Consider the following 16,539-nt stretch of genomic DNA (forward strand, 5'->3'; position numbering starts at 1 on the left):
CCGCCGCAATGCAGCGTTACCTATGGGTCAATCTTGCCGTCAACCCAGCGTCGCTTCCGCCGAATAGCCGGAGCCGAACATATAGGCCTCGCGGCTGCGCAACTCGTCCTCCAGATGGGTGCGCACCACCGCGAACAGGTCGCGGATCGACACCATGCCGACGACCTCGCCATCCACCGCCACCGGCAAGTGGCGATAATGGCGCCGCTCCATCAGGTCGAGTGCCGCCAGCGCGGTGGCCGAAGGTTCCAGCGTGTCGGGATCGGCGGTCATCACCGAGGACAGCGGGGTGGTTTCGGGGTCGAGGCCGGCCGCGACCACGCGGGTGGTCATGTCGCGTTCGGTGACGATGCCCTTCAGTGCGCGGCCTTCGGTGACCAGGACCGCGGCGATGCGCCGTTCCGCCATCAGCGTGGCGGCGTCGCGCACGGTGGCCCCCGGAGGCAGGCAGGAAAGCTCCTGGTTCCTGATGACATCAGGCATCAGTCGGCGTGTCGGCATGTGTCCCATCTCCTTCATGATTGCAGGTTTTGTGGACGAACGATGCACTCGACCGCGATTCCCCAGCGCGGCATGCCGATCCTGTCAGCTTTCTGTGCTGATCGTCAATGTAACTGATTGTTGTCTACTTGTTCAGTATGCCGGGTCCTCTTCGCCGGCGGAGCCGTTACTGGCCGGATTCCAGGCGCTTGCGCAGCCCGTCGAAGCCGCTGGTGTAGATGCCGGCGACGGCCTTGCGCGCTTCGGCATCGGGGGCGCCGTTGGGCTCGAAGCGGGAGGACCAGACGATGCGGGTGTTGTGGGCATCCACCGCGCTCAGCCGGATGGTGGAGCGGTAGTTCCTCACCGGAAGCGGCCCGTTCAGCAACGCATAGCGCAGCCGGTGCCTGGCGTTGGACAGGCCGGTCAGCCGTTCCTCGATGCTGCCGCCGCCCTTCAGCGCGATGTCGCGTTCCTGCCTGCCGGCGGTCTTGCGCAGTGTGCAGCCCTCGACGGCCGGATGCCAGTCGGCGATGGCGCAGAAGGGGGCGATCTGTTTCCACACCTGCGCGATCGGCGCCTTGATCGTCGCCTGCTCGCGAACCTCCAGCGCCATCGCCGGCGCCGCCGCCAGCAGCGCCGCCGTTACCAGAGCCGACATGCCAAGCATCGCCTTCATCACCCATCCTCCCCGGTCATGCCGCGGCGGAATGGCCGCGGTCTTGTCGGGGAACTATGGGCGGGCGACCGCCGACGTGGCTATTGTGCGAAAGACGGATTGTCCGCGACTCGGGCGTCAGGCCGGCGTCACCGCCTCCTCCAGCACGGCGCGGACGGCGTCGGCGTCGACGTCGCGGCGGGTGAAGGCATTGCCGATGCGGTCGGCCAGGATGAAGGTGATGCGGCCGTCCCGCACCTTCTTGTCCTTGGCCATCGACCGCACCAGCCCATCGACGTCCCAGGTGACGCCGGGGATGTCGGCCGGGCGGACCGGCAGCCCGACATCGGCCAGATGGGCGCGGGCGCGCCGGGCATCCTCGGCCGGGCACAGCCCGAGCCGGACCGACAGGTCGAAGGCCAGAACCATGCCGATCGCCACCCCCTCGCCATGCAGCAGGGTCTGGCCGAAGCCGGTCGCCGCCTCCAGCGCATGGCCGAAGGTGTGGCCGAGATTCAGCAGGGCGCGGTCGCCGCTCTCGCGCTCGTCCACCCCGACGATGTCGGCCTTGGCCCGGCAGCTGACCGTCACCGCATGGCGCCGCGCGTCGCTGTCGCCGTCCACCACGCGCCGGCCGTTCCCCTCCAGCCAGGCGAAGAAGTCGGGCTGGCGGATCAGGCCGTATTTCACCACCTCGGCATAGCCGGCCAGCACCTCGCGCCGTGGCAGGGTGTCGAGCGTGGCGGTGTCGGCGATCACCAGCCGGGGCTGGTGGAAGGCGCCGATCAGGTTCTTGCCGTGGCGGCTGTTGATGCCGGTCTTGCCGCCGACCGAGCTGTCGACCTGGGACAGCAGGGTGGTCGGCACCTGGATGAAGTCGATGCCGCGCAGGGCCGTGGCGGCGGCGAAGCCGGTGATGTCGCCGATCACCCCGCCGCCCAGCGCCAGCAGCATGGTGGACCGCTCGATCCCGCGGCCCAGGATGTCGTCCATCAGCTGCTGGAAATGGTCGAAGTCCTTGGTCTTCTCGCCGGCCGGCAGGATGATGGCCGGCTGCGGCGCGATCCCCGCGTCCAGCATCGCGGCGTTCAGCGTGTCCAGATGCAGCGGTGCCACGTTGGCGTCGGTCACCACGATGGGCGCCCGGCCGCGGGTGACGGCGGCGATGCGCTCGCCGGCGTCGGCCAGCACGCCGTCGCCGACCAGGATGTCGTAGCTGCGGGCGCCCAGCTCCAGGCGGACGGTGTCGAGTTCGGCCGGGATGGAGGCGTTGACGGAGGTCATCGGGGTGGTCCGCGAGGCTGGTGGTTCGGGAAGGAGGGGGGCGATCCGGGTCAGGGGCTGTCGATCAGGGGGGATCGGCCTTGCCGGGTCGGCCGATGCGTTGGGTGGGGCCGTGGTCCTGGCCTTGCTGTCCCTGTCCAGCCCCAGCCCCAGGCCCTGGCCCATGGCGGCGGGGAAGCTGGACGCCGAAACGCGCCTCCAGGGCGTCGATCACCAGTTCCACCGTCACGTCGGGCGGGCGTTCGTCGCTGACCACGGTCAGGTCGGCCTCGGCATAGGTGGGATAGCGCTGCTCCATCAGCCGCTCCAGGATGGCGCGCGGGTCGCCCTGGTTCAGGATGGGGCGGTGGGTACGCCGGGCGGTGCGGGAAACCAGCACGTCCAGTTCGGCATGCAGCCAGACCGAAACGCCATGCTGGCGGATGGCCGCCCGGGTCTCCGGGTCCATGAAGGCGCCGCCGCCGGTTGCCAGGATATGCACCGGCTCGTCCTTCAGCAGGCGGGTGATCATGCGGCGTTCGACGGAGCGGAAGACCGGTTCGCCGTCGCGGGCGAAGATCTCGGCGATGCTGCAACCGGCCGCGGCCTCGATCTCGGCGTCGGCATCGCGGAAGGGCATATGCAGGCGCGTCGCCAGCCGGCGCCCGATGGCGCTCTTGCCGGCTCCCATCAACCCGACCAGCACCACGGTGCGCGGCAGCAACGGCTTCGCATCCTCCGCCGCCCCCATGCCCGGACCCTGGGCCGTCATCGCCTTGCGCAATCCCATAACATCCTTCCGATCCGCCCGATCCGCCACCCGCACTCTCCGGCGCCGGCATGCCGGCGTCCCCGCCCGCCGTCATACCGCTGCAACAGACAACACTCATACCCGCCGAACGCTCGCCGGCACAAGCGCCCCGGTCCGGTGGGCCTGTCGCGGGACAAGTCCCGGCCAGGTTCCGGTGGACGGGTTGCGCGGCGCTCCGACCTGTGGCTACACTGCGCCGCCGTCCGACAGGTCTCCCGATGGCGGGAGCCCCGGCAGCGGCCCCCCGGTCGCCGGCCAGCGCCCTGGCCGGGGGTGCGGATGCTTTAGCAGAAAAGCCATTGCTTGTCCCAAGCCCTGCGGGCGCAGGGCGTGGCGGATCCGCTTCGATCCTCCGCTTCGATCCTCCGTTTCCCGACACAACATGTTCCTGGTGCCATGAGCCGGTTTCTCTCGATCCTCTTCGTCCTGCTGTTGCTGGTGGTCGTCGGCGGCACGGTGTTCCTCGCCTCGTGGGACCTGCCGGCTCCGTCGAAAACGGTGGAGAAAGTCCTGCCGGATGAGCGCTTCCCGCGCTGAATCCCGCCCCTCCGCCGGGGTTGGCCGGCGGATGGCCGTTCCGCCGCCCGCCTGTTTTCCGGCCGGAGTCCTGCCCGGCTTTCTGGCCGGGGTGCTGACGGTCGGCTGGGCCGTCGCCGCCGCGGCGCAGCTGGCCGGTCCGCCGGTCCGGCTGACGCCTGACGCCGCCGCGCAGGGCCCGGCCCGGAATCCCGCCCCGTCCACGCCTCCTCCTCCGGCCTCAACCCCAACCCCAACCCCAACCCGGGTCACCGTGCCGCCCTATCCGCCCGCGGTCGCCCAACCCCCCGCCGTCTCCCCGGTGGTGGCGCGGCCTGGACCGGTGGCGCGCGAAGCGCTGGGCGCGCCCGATCCGGACGGGGCCGGCCCCCTTGGCGGCGTGCAGGGGCTGGGCGGCGATGCCTGGCGCGGCATCGGCCGGGCGGAGCTTCTGCCCCTGCTCGCCGCCTTGCCTGTCGATACCCCGTCCCCCACCGTCAAGGCGCTGGAGCGCCGGCTGCTGCTGAGCGCCGGGTCTCCCGCCGTCTCTACCGGAGAACCGCCGCCGTCCCGCCGCTTCGGCGCCCTGCGCATCGAGAAATTGGCCCGGCTCGGCGATCCCGCCGGGGCGGCCGATCTGGCCGGGCTGCTGCCGACGGCCCTGGCGGCGGACGAGGCGGCGGCGAAGGCGCTGACCGATGCGGAGCTGGTGCGCGGCGGCCTCGATTGCGGGCGTGCGTTGGCGCGGGGCAAGGGCTTCGCCTCCGCCTATTGGACCAGGCTGGCCCTGTTCTGCCATGCCCGCGTCGGCGACCGCGCCGGCACAGACGAGGCGCTGGCGCGCCTGCGCGCCGCCGGCCGGCGGTCCGACTCCTTCCTGCTGGTCGCCGAGGCGCTGGCCGGTGCCGCCCCGCCGCCCGTCCGTTCGCTGTCCCTGCAAGGAGACGGCCAGGAGGGAGGAAGCGGGCCGGCGCTGCTGCTCGCCGCCATGCGCACGGCACGGATCGGCATTCCGCCCGACCGGTTGCCGCTGGACAACCCGCCGGCGCTGGCCGCCATCGCCACCAACCCCTCGACCGATCCCGCCACCCGCGCCGCCGCCGGCGAGCGGGCGGCCGCCTCCCTGTTCCTCGACGCCCGCCAACTGTTGGACATCTACGCCCAGGTGCCGGCGGTGGGCGACGAGCTGTTGCGGGTGCGCGACATCGCCCAGCGTGATCGCGGCGCCCGCACCCGCGCCCTGGTCCATCAGGCGATGGCGGCGGCGATGGAGGGGCGGCGGCGGGTGGCGCTCGCGACCCTGGCGGTGGAACTGGTCGATCCGCGCCTGCGCGCCGGGCCGGTCGGCGCCGCCGCCGCCTGCCTGCTCGACAGCGTGTCGCCGGCGGCGGACGCCGCCACGCTGGCCCCGGCGGCGGCACGGCTCTATTACGCGCAAGGGCGTTTCGATCAGGCCCTGCGCTGGCAGGATCTGGCCCTGCGCAGCGGGCGGAGCGCCGACACCGCCTGGCTGTGGCCGCTGGCGGTTGTGGCGACAGGGCAGGGCGCCGGGGATCCGCGCGCGCTGACCGCCTGGCTGGACGAGGTGCTGCGCGGCGCCGACGGCGTCGCCCGCAGCCGCGTCGCCGGCCAGTTGGCGCTTCTCCAGGCGACCGGCGTCGCGATTCCCGACGAGGCGTGGATGGCCGCCACCGATGGCGCCGGGCCGCCGAGCGGCAGCGATGCCGGTGTCGATCCCGCCTTGTGGCAGCGGCTTGGCGAGGCCGCGGCCGGCGGACGGATCGGCGAGACGGTGACCATCGCCCTGCTGCTGCTGGGAGAGACCGGACCGGTCGGGCTGCCGCCCGTCGTCACCGCCCGCGTGGCGGCCAACCTGACGGCGGTCGGGCTGGAGCCGGACGCCCGCGCGCTGGTCCGCGAGGCGATGGCCGCCATCGTCGACCCCACCGCCCCGCTCTCGACCGCCGAATGACCGCATGTCCGGGGAGCCCGCCACCACCATGACGCCGATACCATGACCGGCAGCAAGACCACCGGCAGCAAGATCACCGGCGGCAAGACCACCGCCGGCGGGGCGGGCGCCAAGCGGCGCGGCCGGCCCTGCAAGCCGCGTCCGCTCGCCGCCTCTCCCCATCTGGATGCCTTCCTCGACATGCTGACGGCGGAGCGCGGGGCGGCGGTGAACACGCGGCTGGCCTATGAGCGCGACCTTGCAGACCTCGGCCGCTGGCTGGCCCAGCGCGGCGTCGCGCTGGAAGGGGCGGGGACCGAGGATCTGCGGGCCTATCTGGCGGTGCAAGGCAAGGATGGCGCCCCGCGCACCGTGGCGCGGCGGTTGTCGGCGATGCGGCAGTTCTACCGTTTCCTGCTGTCCGAGGGGCGCCGCTCCGACGATCCGGCCTCGCCGCTCGACAGCCCCAAGCAGGGCCGCCCGCTGCCCAAGATCCTGAGCGAGGCGGAGGTCGGCGCCATGCTGTCCACCGCCGAGGCGCGCGGCGGGCCGGAGGGCTTGCGGCTGGTGGCCTTGCTGGAGGTGCTCTACGCCACCGGCCTGCGCGTGTCGGAGCTGGTCGGCCTGCCGATGACCGCGATCATGCGCGACGGCCGCGGCCTGCTGGTGCGCGGCAAGGGCGGCAAGGAACGGATGGTGCCGCTGTCCGATCCGGCTCTGGCGGCGCTGGCCGCCTACATTCCCGTCCGCGCCCATTTCATTCCGCCGGGCACCGGGGCGGGAGGGGGCGGGGCAGGGGGAGAGGGCGGGCACAGCCCCTTCCTGTTCCCGTCACGCATCTCCGCCGAAGGATACCTGACGCGCCAGCGCTTCGCCCAACTGCTGAAGCAATTGGCCATCGACGCCGGCATCGACCCGGAAAAGGTCAGCCCCCACGTCCTGCGCCATGCCTTCGCCACCCATCTGCTCGACCATGGCGCCGACCTGCGCTCGGTCCAGAAGATGCTGGGCCATGCCGACATCGCGACGACGCAGATCTACACCCATGTGGTGACGGAGCGTCTGAGGAAGGTCATGCACGATCACCATCCGCTGGCGCGCCGCCGGGTGGTAGAGGCGTCGGAGGAGTAGGGGAGGTAAGGATGGGTGGGGAGGTGTCGGCTGCCGATGCCCCCTCCCAACCTCCCCCGCTTCGCAGGGGAGAGACTATAAGTGTATTTTAAATCAAGTTCTTACTCCCTCCCTCACCCAGCGGGGGAGGGGCGGGGTGGGGGCATCGGCAGCCGATGATTTCCCATCATCCTTACTTCTTCTCCAGCATCAGCGTGCCTTGGCGCGTGACCTTGCTTCTGATCCGGTCGGCCAGCAGGGCGAGCGCCCAGGGCAGCCGCACCTCCATCTCGACGCTGTCGTCCAGCACGTCGATATGGCCGGCGATGGTCTGGGCCAGCGCCACGACGCGGAACTCCAGGCGGTCGCCGGTCCAGCTCTCCTCGACGCTGGCGGACAGGGCGCTCAGGCGCGCCCGCGCCTCGCCCATGCCGTCGACCAGCCGGCGCCTGGCCTCCGCCCGGCCGAGCGAATGGGGAATGGACAGGGTCAGGGGCTTCGGCATGGTCGGCGGCTCCGCGCTGAACGGGTCAGGGGTAACGCCGGGGACGGGCGTTTGCTCCCATGCCGGCCGGCCTCAACGGTCATGCAGGGGCGCCATCTGGTCCAGCCGGTGGGCGAACTCGATGTCGGCCGGGGTCACGGCGTCGGCGCTGCGGGTGTAGAGGATGACCTCGACCCGGCCGAGATCGTTGAACCATTCGGGATGATGGCCGGTCCGCTCGGCCAGCAGGGCGACCTGGCTCATGAAGCCCCAGGCGGCGGTGAAATCGGCGAAATGGTAGGTCTTGCGGATGGCGTCGCGCTCCAGCACCTCCGCCCAGCCGTGCAGTTCCTTCAGCGCCGTCTGACGCTGCGCGCCGACAAGACGATCGGACATGATGACCTCCCTTTCCTTCATCGCATTTTTGCCGCCCCCGCCGTCTTGGCGAACGGGCGGCGGTTCGCTACCTTCTGCGGCATGATACGGAAACCTTCAGGTCCCCATACGGTTCCGCCCACGGTCGAAGACCTGGAGCGCATGGCCGAAGAGGCGCTCGACACCATCCCGGCGGAGCTGCTCGCCCCGGTCGGGAACCTCGTCATCCATGTCGAGGATTTTCCCGATGAGGATACCGAGCGGGAGATGGAGCTGGAAAGCCCCTTCGACCTGCTGGGGCTGTATCGGGGGGTGGATCTGACGCGGCAAAGCGTCGCCGACCTGCGCGGCGGGCCGGACATGATCTTCCTCTACCGCCGCCCGATCCTCGATTACTGGTGCGAGACGGGGGAGGAACTGCCGGCCATCGTCCGCCATGTCCTCATCCACGAGATCGGCCATCATTTCGGCTTCTCCGACGACGACATGGAGCGGATCGAGGCGAGGGAGTAGGCGGAACAGGGGCGAGCAGGCGGGGGCCGCTCAACCCTCAAGCGCTTCGGCCACCCGGCGGCGCAGGGCGGGCGCCAGCTCCTCGTCGAACCAGGGGTTCCGGTTCAGCCAGGCGGTGTTGCGCCAGCTCGGATGCGGCAGCGGGATGAAGGCCGGTCCATACTCCCGCCAGCTCGCCACCGTCTCCGTCATCGTCGCCTTGCGCCGCCCGCCCAGATAGCGCGCCTGGGCGTATTGCCCGATCAGCAGAGTCAGCCGGATGCCCGACAGCGCCTCCAGCAGCGGCGGATGCCACAGCGGGGCGCATTCCGGCCGCGGTGGGTAATCGCCGCCCTTCGGCATGGTGCCGGGATAGCACAGCCCCATCGGCACCACGGCGATGCGGGATTCGTCGTAGAAGGTGGTGCTGTCCATCGCCAGCCACTTGCGCAGCCGGTCACCCGATGCATCGTCCCACGGGATGCCGCTGGCATGCACCCGCGCGCCGGGCGCCTGCCCGACGATCAGCAGCCTTGCGGTGGCGCCGCCGCGCAGGACCGGGCGGCAGCCATGGGGCAGCGCGGCTTCGCACAGCGTGCAGGCGCGCGCCTGCGCGAACAGGCGGTCGAGGGCTGGGCCGCCCTGACGGGTCTCATCGGACAAGCGTCAACAGATCCTGGACGAAGGCCGGCACCACCTGGGTCGCCAAGCCGTGGATGGAGCTGTGGAAATGGGAGGCGCCCTCCGACGGTTCCAGGTTCAGCTCGACCGTATAGGCGCCGGACGCCCGCGCCTCCGCCACGAATCCCGCGGCGGGATAGACATGGCCGGAGGTGCCGATCGAGACGAACAGGTCGCATTCCTCCAGCGCCCGCTGGATGCGCTCCATCTGATAGGGCATCTCGCCGAACCAGACCACGTCGGGCCGCATGCCGCCCTTGCGCCCACAGGTCAGGCAATGGTCATGGACCGACAGGTCGCCCCGCACCTCCACCACCGTGCGGCAATGCAGGCAGAAGGCCTTCAGCAGTTCGCCATGCATGTGCAGCGGCGCCGTCGATCCGCCGCGCTCATGCAGGTCGTCGATGTTCTGCGTCACCAGCAGGACCCCGCCCTTCCAGCGCCGCTCCAGCTCGGCCAGCGCCTTGTGCGCGGCGTTGGGCTGCACCGCCGGGTCGGCGAGGCCGCGGCGGCGGTCGTTGTAGAAGCGGTGGACCAGATCGGGATCGCGGGCGAATCCCTCCGGCGTCGCCACATCCTCCAGATCGACCTGGCTCCAGATGCCGTCGGCGCAGCGGAAGGTGTCCAGCCCCGATTCCTTGGAGATCCCGGCGCCGGTCAGGATGACGATGGAATCCGTCGGGCGCAGGCGGTTGGTCAGCGCGGGTGAGGGCATGGCATCCCCTTAGCGGTTCGGAAACCGGTCATGTGGAAGACTGCTGCGGCGTACGCCCGTCGCGTCCGGAAGTAAAGCCGCGCAAAACAAGGAAGAGGCATGTCAGGGGTGGTCAAGGTCCTGTTCGTCTGCACGGGCAACATCTGCCGCTCGCCCACCGCCGAGGGGGTGTTCCGCCATCTGGCCGGGCAAGCCGGTCTGGGCGCCGTCGTCGCCGCCGGGTCCGCCGGCACCCATGGCTATCACGTCGGCGAGCCGCCCGACCCGCGCAGCCGGCGGGCGGCGCTGGCCCGCGGCGTCGATCTGTCCGCCTTGCGCGCCCGCAAGGTGACGCCGGCCGACTTCACCCGCTTCGATCATATCCTGGCGATGGACAAGGGTCATCTGGACGAGCTGCGGCGCATCGCCCCGCCGGGCGCCGGCGCGGTGCCGCGCCTGTTCCTGGACGACGCGGCCGGGCTGGAGGGGAGGGAGGTGCCCGACCCCTATTACGGCGGTCCCGACGGCTTCGAACAGGTGCTGGATTTGTGCGAGGCCGGATCGCGCGGCCTGCTGGCGCGCCTGTCGCGCGAATGCGGCTTTCCGATTCGCGACCGCATCGGGTAACCTGTCGCGGTGCCCCGGCCGCTTGGTCTATGCTGTCGGGATAGGGCCTATCCGGAGCATCCCAAAACCATGACCAGCGCAGCCACCGGCACCATGACGCCCGGCGGGATCCTCGACGGCATCGTGCTGTTCGAGGCCTTCACGCCGGAGGAGCGCGCGGCGGTGGCCGCCCGCGGGCGGGTGTTCGACGCGCCGGCCGGCACGATGCTGATGCGCGAGGGCGACAGCGCCAGCTCGCTCTACGTGCTGCTCGACGGCACGGTGCGGGTGGTGCGCAGCGACCCCTTCGGCGGTCAGGTCGAGGTCGGCTTCCGCCGCGCCGGCGACTGTTTCGGCGAAATGGCGCTGATCGACGGCGGCTCCCGGTCGGCCTCGGTGATCGCCGCCGCCCCGGTGCGGGTGTTCGAGCTGGAGCGCGATCTGTTCCTGGCGCTGATCTCCCCGTCGCCCGCCCTGCTGGCGAAGCTGCTGCGCGAACTCAGCCGCATGATCCGCGACGTGTCGGAGCGGGTGGTGCGCGAGGATCTGGAACGCCGCACCCGCATCGCCGAATCGGCGCTGGCCCGCCAGCGCGCCATCACCCAGGCGGTGACCGGGCTGGCGCATGAGCTGAACACGCCGCTCGGCGTCTGCGTCACCGCGGCCAGCCACTTGCAGGATCTGGCGGCTTGCGGTGGCGGTCCGCTGTCCAGCGAGGAGCTGCGCGAGCCCGCCGCCCTGCTCGGCGCCAATCTCGGCCGCGCGGTGGAGCTGGTGGAGACCTTTTCCGCCATCGCCGCCTGCCAGACCGCCGAACCGCTGGAGGCGCTCGACCTGCGCCGCATGGCGGAGGAGATGGCGGCCCTGTTCGCCGTCCAGCATCCGGACCTGCCGCTGACCATCCGGGTCGCGACCGGCCCCGCCTGTCCCTGGCTCGGCTATGCCCAGCATCTGGGGCGGGTGCTGCAACAGCTGTTCGCCAACGCCGCCGCCCACGGCTATGGCGGCGGCCCCGGCGTGGCGGAGGTCGAGGTGGAGGCGGCGACGCTGGACGCGATTCCGGCTTGGCGCCTGACCGTCCGCGACCGTGGCGCCGGCATCCCGGCGATTCATCTGCCCACCCTGACCGACGCCTTCTTCACCACCGCCCGCGGACGGGGCCACAAGGGGCTGGGGCTGGCCGTGGTTTTCAACACGGTGACCGGTCCGCTCGCCGGCCGTTTCGCCATCGACAGCAGGCCCGGTGACGGCACGACGGTGACGGTCATCCTCCCGCAGGAGTTGTGAGCGCCCCGGCTCCCGGTCCGTAGGGCGTCCGGGTCAGTAGATCAGTTCGTTCTCGCCGCTGCCCTCGGCCAGGACCAACTCGCCGCGGGCGGCCAGATCCTTGGCCAGCTGCACCATGTACATCTGCGCCTCGTCGACGTCGCGGACGCGGACCGGACCCATGGCGGCCATGTCCTCGCGCAGGATCTTGGCGGCGCGTTCCGACATGTTGGAGAAGAACAGGTCCTTCAGCGACTCCGACGCCCCCTTCAGCGCGGTGCCCAGCTTCTGCTTGTCCACCGTGCGCAGCATGGTCTGGACGCCGCTGGGATCGAGCTTCGACAGGTCCTCGAAGGTGAACATCAGCGACTTGATGCGCTCGGCGCTGTCGCGGTTGCGTTCCTCCAGCGCCGCCATGAAGCGGTGCTCGGTGGTGCGGTCCAGGCCGTTGAAGATCTCCGCCAGCATCTCGTGGCTGTCGCGCCGGCTGGTGCGGGCGAGGTTGGTCATGAACTCGGTGCGCAGCGTGCGCTCGACGTCGTCCAGAACCTCCTTCTGCACCGCCTCCATGCGCAGCATGCGCATGATGACCTCCATCGCGAAGCTCTCCGGCAGCTGGGTCAGCACGCGGCCGGCATGTTCGGGACGGATCTTGGAGAGGACGACGGCGACGGTCTGCGGATATTCGTTCTTCAGATAGTTGGACAGCACCGACTCGCTGACATTCGCCAGCTTGTCCCACATGGTGCGGCCGGCGGGACCACGGATTTCCTCCATGATCTGGTCGACCTTGTCCTTGGGCAGGGTCTTCAGCAGCAGGCGTTCGGTCGAATCGAAGGAGCCGACGAGCGAACCGGTCGCCGACATCTGTTCGGCGAACTCGACGAACAGCCGCTCGATCAGGTTGGCCGACACGGTGCCCAGGTTGGCCATCACCTGGGACAGTTCCTTGATCTCCTCGTCGTCCATCAGCGAGAACAGCTTGGACGAATGCTCCTCGCCGAGCGCAAGCATCATGATGGCGGCCTTTTCCGGGCCGGTGAGGGTCCGGTAATCCTCACGAACCTTCAACGCCATCTGTCCGCCTCCACAACGCCGCCGCCCGCCGCCCTCAGGGCCGGGCCGGCTGGCGGTTCATTCTTGCACGTCCGGTTTTCGATTGTTCTCTTGTAATACGATCCCTTGAGCCGTTCCATCCCCGTGGAAGGGCGGGGCGGGGACAAATTTCGCCTGTCCCCGCCCCGTCCTCCCGCCTTTCACGGCCGGTGGCTGTGGCCTCAGCCGAAACGCTTGGCGATCACCGCATAGGCGGCGCGCAGCCCCAGCGCCTCGCCACCCTCCGGACGGCCGGGGCGATTGCCGCCGTTCCAGGCATAGGTGTCGAGATGGGCCCAGGGCGTGCCCTTGGAGACGAATTCCTGGAGGAACAGCCCGGCGGTGATGGCGCCGGCGAAGCCGTGGGTGGTGACGTTGTTGATGTCGGCCACCTTGCTGTCCAGCCCCTTGCGGTAGGGCGCCCACAGCGGCAGCCGCCACATCGGGTCGTCCACCGCCGTTCCCGCCTCGGTCAGGTCGTTGGCCAGCGCGTCGTCGTTGGACATCAGCGCCGGCAGCTCGGGGCCGAGCGCCACGCGGGCGGCGCCGGTCAGGGTGGCGAAATCGATCAGCAGCGCCGGCTTCTCCGAATCCGCCTCGGCCAGCGCGTCGCACAGGACCAGGCGGCCTTCGGCGTCGGTGTTGCCGACCTCGACCGTCAGCCCCTTGCGGGTCTTCAGCACGTCCTGCGGCTTGAAGCTGTCGCCGGAGACGACATTCTCCACCGCCGGAGCCAGCACGCGCAGCCGCACCGGCAGCCCGGCCATCATGATCATCCGGCCGAGCGCCAGCGCATGCGCCGCCCCGCCCATGTCCTTTTTCATGATCAGCATGGCCGACGACGGCTTCAGGTCCAGCCCGCCGGTGTCGAAGCAGACGCCCTTGCCGACGATGGTCACCTTCGGGTGGTCCGGGTTGCCCCAGCGCAGGTCGATCAGCCGTGGCGCGCGCGGGCTGGCGCGGCCGACGGCATGGATCGCGGGATAGTCGCGGTCGAGCAGATCCTGGCCGACGATCACCTCGACCGCGGCGTCGAACTCGGTCGCCAGATCCTGCGCCGCCTGGGCCAGCTCGGCCGGGCCCATGTCACAGGCCGGGGTGTTCACCAGATCGCGCACGAGATAGGTCGCGGTCGCCGCCCGCTCCACCTCGCCGTGATCGGCTCCCTCCGGCCAGACCAGGCTGGCGAAGCCCTTCTCGGGCGGCTTCCTGTAGCGGCCGAAGCGATAGCTGCCGAGCGCCCAGCCCAGCGCCGCCCGCGTCGCCGCCCGCGCGTCCAGCGCCCCCTCGATCTCGCTGTCGATCCGGTAGGAGCCGGCCGGCAGCGAAGCGGGCAGGCCGGCGAAGGCCCACAGGTCGTCGATCGCCGACACGCCGACCAGAACCCGCGCGATGGCGCCGTCCGGTCCCGGCAGGAAGACGGTCGATCCGGCCTCGCCGGTGAAGCCCAGCGCCTTGACCCAGGAGGCGGTGGCCGGCGACTGCGCCGCCAGCCAGTCGGCCAGTCCGGCCTTGGTCACGGGGGTGAGGGCGACGGTGTCCGGGCCGTCGACGGCTAGCAGGGTGGCGAGCAAGACGGGGAATCCTTCCTACGAAATCACTTCACGCATCCGATGCGGATGCCCATCCCCAAGGATGGCGCGTGAAGCGCCCGCTGGAAAGGGGGTGTGGAACAGGATGAAACGCTTTCCGGCCCGGTGTTTTCCATCCATGGCGGTAGGGAAAATTTAACCATCAACAGAATTTCGTTGTCTGACTATCAAGTTGCGGTTCCAAAATAAAGTGAATAACGGCATATTGAAAATTAAAATTACTCTAAATGAGTGTGCTACCCAAGAGCGGCATGGCAAAAATATCGCCTCCGATATCTGTTCATATAAAAGAAATAATCCATCGGCTGTTTTGAACTGATCAGCAATGCCTTATCAATTTGTTCACCAGAGAGGATCGTCAAGCTATAAAGGTTGATCCGACCAACCGCCGTTGCCGTCCATGATCACGCTCGACATCACCACCGTGCTGTTTCTGTACCAGTCGTCGCTTCTGGTCGGCGCGGCGGTGTTCCTGCTCGCGCGGCGGCGGCGGGCGGCGTCCTCGGGGTTTGGCACCCTGGCGGCGGCCTTTTCCCTGGTGGGAGTCGGGGGTGTCCTGGCCGGGTTCGGCGAGCAGGCCATGGTGCCCAAGCATGTCTGGACGCTGGGCAGCCTCACGCTCGGTCTGTTCGGGCATGGCCTGCTGGTGCTGGGGATGGAGCGCCTGCGGTCGGGGCGTCTGCCCCGCGCCTGGCATCTGCTGGCGGTCTATCCCGTTCCGTTCTGGATCGCCGCCGTGATTACCGGCTTCCATCTGGACAATCACATCCGCGCCTCGATCTTTCATCTGAACGCCGCGCTCTGCCTGCTGCTGGCGGCCCGGATCATGAACCGGCTCCGGCGGGTCGAACAGCTGCCGTCCTGCCTGCCGCTCGAAACGGTCCTGACGCTCAGCGGCCTGTCTTTCCTGTTCGGCGCCGGGGTCATCCTCTTCGTCGCGGATTTCGTGCCCTGGCTGGCTCTGGAGTTCTTCGTCCAGATCCTGGGCAATTTCGCCATCGCGATCCTGATCTACAACATCGCGACCGACCGGGCGGAGCGCAAGCTGGCGCTGATGGCGGAACTGGACAGCCTGACCGGCATCGGCAACCGGCGCTGGCTGGAGAAGATGGCGCCGAGCCATCTCAGTCCGGGCGACACCATCTTCTATATCGACCTCGACCATTTCAAACGGATCAACGACCGGTTCGGCCATGCCGCCGGCGACACCGTGCTGGTCGCCGTGGCGGCGACGCTGCGCAACCTGAAGCGTCCCGAGGATGTGCTGGCGCGGATGGGAGGGGAGGAGTTCCTGCTGTTCCTGGCGGAACTGCGGGTCTCCGAAGCTCTGACGATCGCCGAACGGATTCGCGAGGCCATCCAGGCGATCCCGTTCCAGTATCAGGGAATCCCCTTGGGGGTGACGGCCAGCATCGGCGTCGCCCAGGTCTCGCGGCAGGGAGAGCCATGGCCGGAGCTTGTCCATGCGGCCGATATGGCGCTCTATGAGGCGAAGCATGGCGGACGCAACCGCGTCGTGCATGCCTCGCAGGTTTCGCAAGACCGCATGTCGGCATAGGATAGGGGGGCGCCGGCATTCGATCCGGCATTCGATCCGGCATTCTCCCGCTCCCCTGTTCCCCCCCCGCGAGAGGCGCTCCCCGATGACCGACCTGACCCTGGTGGTGGGCAACAAGGCCTATTCGTCCTGGTCGCTGCGCCCCTGGCTGGCGATGAGGCAGGCCGGGCTGGCCTTCGCCGAGACCCTGGTCCAGCTGCGCCAGCCCGACACCGCCGCCCGCATCGCCGCCCATTCGCCGTCGGGGCGGGTGCCCTGCCTGATCCATGGCGGGCTCGCCGTCTGGGATTCGCTGGCGATCTGCGAGTATGTGGCGGAACTGGCGCCCGAGGCCGGGTTGTGGCCGGCGGACCGGGCGGCGCGGGCGGTGGCGCGCTCGGTATCGGCGGAAATGCATTCCGGTTTCGCCTCGTTGCGCGGCACCATGTCGATGGACCTCAAGCGCGACCGCAAGGGCGAGGGCATGACCGAGGCGACCGCCGCCGACATCGCCCGCATCGAGGCGCTGTGGGCCGATGCCCGCAGCCGCTTCGGCGGCCCCTTCCTGTTCGGCGCCTTCACCATCGCCGACGCCATGTTCGCCCCGGTGGTGACCCGGCTGGAGACCTACGGCGTCGCGGTGAGACCGGAGACGCGCGCCTATATGGACGCCGTGCTGGCGCTGCCGGCGATGCGCGACTGGACCGCGGCGGCGAAGGCCGAACCGTGGGAGTTCGCGCCGTGAGCGAGGCCGGCTTCCATCCCGTCGGCCGCCGGTCGGCGGTTCTGGCGACAGGGGGCGAGTTCGACAGCATCGTCATGGAACGGGAGCTGTTGCCGGTGGCCTGACAGCCAGCGGCCCAAAGAAGAACGGCGCGCCGTCCTGCCGGATGGCGCGCCGTTCCCATATCCACCCGCCGCCCCGCCG

18 protein-coding genes are annotated in these 16,539 nt (G+C 69.8%); 8 read left to right on the forward strand and 10 right to left on the reverse strand.

Features of this window, described 5'->3' with window-relative positions:
• Nucleotides 1-39: 39 nt before the first annotated feature.
• The 4 genes from AZL_RS00450 to AZL_RS00465 all read right to left on the reverse strand — a co-directional run bounded on the left by AZL_RS00450 (nucleotide 40) and on the right by AZL_RS00465 (nucleotide 3,173).
• Nucleotides 40-501 (reverse strand): CBS domain-containing protein, encoded by a 462-nt coding sequence (locus tag AZL_RS00450; RefSeq protein WP_012972709.1) that lies wholly within the window; start codon nucleotides 499-501, stop codon nucleotides 40-42.
• A gap of 166 nt (nucleotides 502-667) precedes the next feature.
• The gene (locus tag AZL_RS00455) at nucleotides 668-1,159 is read right to left on the reverse strand and encodes an SRPBCC family protein (protein WP_052293605.1); all 492 of its coding nucleotides are present in this window, start codon (nucleotides 1,157-1,159) and stop codon (nucleotides 668-670) included.
• 117 nt (nucleotides 1,160-1,276) lie between these two features.
• Nucleotides 1,277-2,422 carry a 3-dehydroquinate synthase gene (gene aroB / locus AZL_RS00460; protein WP_012972711.1) on the reverse strand — a complete coding sequence of 382 codons (1,146 nt, stop codon included), beginning with the start codon at nucleotides 2,420-2,422 and terminating at the stop codon, nucleotides 1,277-1,279.
• Between the two features lie 64 nt (nucleotides 2,423-2,486).
• On the reverse strand, nucleotides 2,487-3,173 hold the full coding sequence (locus tag AZL_RS00465; protein WP_012972712.1) for a shikimate kinase: 687 nt from the start codon (nucleotides 3,171-3,173) through the stop codon (nucleotides 2,487-2,489).
• Between the two features lie 435 nt (nucleotides 3,174-3,608).
• On the opposite strand from AZL_RS00465, the gene AZL_RS36550 reads away from it, so the two are divergent.
• From AZL_RS36550 to AZL_RS00475, 3 genes are read left to right on the forward strand one after another with little or no spacing between them, the layout of a single operon-like run.
• Nucleotides 3,609-3,749 (forward strand): hypothetical protein, encoded by a 141-nt coding sequence (locus tag AZL_RS36550; protein ID WP_173380463.1) that lies wholly within the window; start codon nucleotides 3,609-3,611, stop codon nucleotides 3,747-3,749.
• Between the two features lie 31 nt (nucleotides 3,750-3,780).
• Entirely contained in the window at nucleotides 3,781-5,700 is a 1,920-nt protein-coding gene (locus AZL_RS00470; RefSeq protein ID WP_247894236.1) for a hypothetical protein, read from the forward strand.
• A gap of 42 nt (nucleotides 5,701-5,742) precedes the next feature.
• Nucleotides 5,743-6,810, forward strand: a complete 1,068-nt coding sequence (locus tag AZL_RS00475; RefSeq protein WP_012972715.1) for a site-specific tyrosine recombinase XerD — start codon at nucleotides 5,743-5,745, stop codon at nucleotides 6,808-6,810.
• Between the two features lie 172 nt (nucleotides 6,811-6,982).
• Here the strand turns inward: AZL_RS00475 and AZL_RS00480 are convergent, their stop codons facing one another.
• On the reverse strand, nucleotides 6,983-7,294 hold the full coding sequence (locus tag AZL_RS00480) for a polyhydroxyalkanoic acid system family protein (protein WP_012972716.1): 312 nt from the start codon (nucleotides 7,292-7,294) through the stop codon (nucleotides 6,983-6,985).
• 72 nt (nucleotides 7,295-7,366) lie between these two features.
• Nucleotides 7,367-7,669 (reverse strand): 4a-hydroxytetrahydrobiopterin dehydratase, encoded by a 303-nt coding sequence (locus tag AZL_RS00485; RefSeq protein ID WP_012972717.1) that lies wholly within the window; start codon nucleotides 7,667-7,669, stop codon nucleotides 7,367-7,369.
• A gap of 141 nt (nucleotides 7,670-7,810) precedes the next feature.
• Here AZL_RS00485 and AZL_RS00490 point away from each other — a divergent pair, with 141 nt between their 5' ends.
• Nucleotides 7,811-8,161, forward strand: a complete 351-nt coding sequence (locus tag AZL_RS00490) for a metallopeptidase family protein (protein ID WP_086935320.1) — start codon at nucleotides 7,811-7,813, stop codon at nucleotides 8,159-8,161.
• 30 nt (nucleotides 8,162-8,191) lie between these two features.
• Here the strand turns inward: AZL_RS00490 and AZL_RS00495 are convergent, their stop codons facing one another.
• Nucleotides 8,192-8,803: a uracil-DNA glycosylase family protein gene (locus tag AZL_RS00495; RefSeq protein ID WP_012972719.1), complete on the reverse strand. Its 612-nt coding sequence runs from the start codon at nucleotides 8,801-8,803 to the stop codon at nucleotides 8,192-8,194.
• Complete coding sequence (cobB, locus tag AZL_RS00500; RefSeq protein ID WP_012972720.1) at nucleotides 8,793-9,536, reverse strand: Sir2 family NAD+-dependent deacetylase; 744 nt, start codon at nucleotides 9,534-9,536, stop codon at nucleotides 8,793-8,795. The genes AZL_RS00495 and cobB overlap by 11 nt, the downstream gene beginning before the upstream one ends.
• Before the next feature lie 108 nt (nucleotides 9,537-9,644).
• Between cobB and AZL_RS00505 the strand changes: the two genes are divergently transcribed.
• Nucleotides 9,645-10,142 (forward strand): low molecular weight protein-tyrosine-phosphatase, encoded by a 498-nt coding sequence (locus AZL_RS00505; RefSeq protein ID WP_012972721.1) that lies wholly within the window; start codon nucleotides 9,645-9,647, stop codon nucleotides 10,140-10,142.
• A 69-nt stretch (nucleotides 10,143-10,211) separates the two neighbouring features.
• The gene (locus AZL_RS00510) at nucleotides 10,212-11,408 is read left to right on the forward strand and encodes a sensor histidine kinase (RefSeq protein WP_042442241.1); all 1,197 of its coding nucleotides are present in this window, start codon (nucleotides 10,212-10,214) and stop codon (nucleotides 11,406-11,408) included.
• 33 nt (nucleotides 11,409-11,441) lie between these two features.
• Here AZL_RS00510 and fliG read toward each other — a convergent pair whose 3' ends face one another.
• Complete coding sequence (gene fliG, locus AZL_RS00515) at nucleotides 11,442-12,464, reverse strand: flagellar motor switch protein FliG (RefSeq protein ID WP_012972723.1); 1,023 nt, start codon at nucleotides 12,462-12,464, stop codon at nucleotides 11,442-11,444.
• A gap of 200 nt (nucleotides 12,465-12,664) precedes the next feature.
• A complete protein-coding gene (locus AZL_RS00520; protein ID WP_012972724.1) occupies nucleotides 12,665-14,056 on the reverse strand; it encodes a leucyl aminopeptidase family protein in 1,392 nt (463 codons plus the stop codon).
• Nucleotides 14,057-14,474: 418 nt separating this feature from the next.
• Here AZL_RS00520 and AZL_RS00525 point away from each other — a divergent pair, with 418 nt between their 5' ends.
• Nucleotides 14,475-15,632 carry a GGDEF domain-containing protein gene (locus tag AZL_RS00525; protein ID WP_012972725.1) on the forward strand — a complete coding sequence of 386 codons (1,158 nt, stop codon included), beginning with the start codon at nucleotides 14,475-14,477 and terminating at the stop codon, nucleotides 15,630-15,632.
• 85 nt (nucleotides 15,633-15,717) lie between these two features.
• Complete coding sequence (locus AZL_RS00530; RefSeq protein ID WP_012972726.1) at nucleotides 15,718-16,356, forward strand: glutathione S-transferase family protein; 639 nt, start codon at nucleotides 15,718-15,720, stop codon at nucleotides 16,354-16,356.
• Nucleotides 16,357-16,539 lie beyond the last annotated feature (183 nt).

The organism is Azospirillum sp. B510 (assembly GCF_000010725.1).
Lineage (GTDB): Bacteria > Pseudomonadota > Alphaproteobacteria > Azospirillales > Azospirillaceae > Azospirillum > Azospirillum lipoferum_B.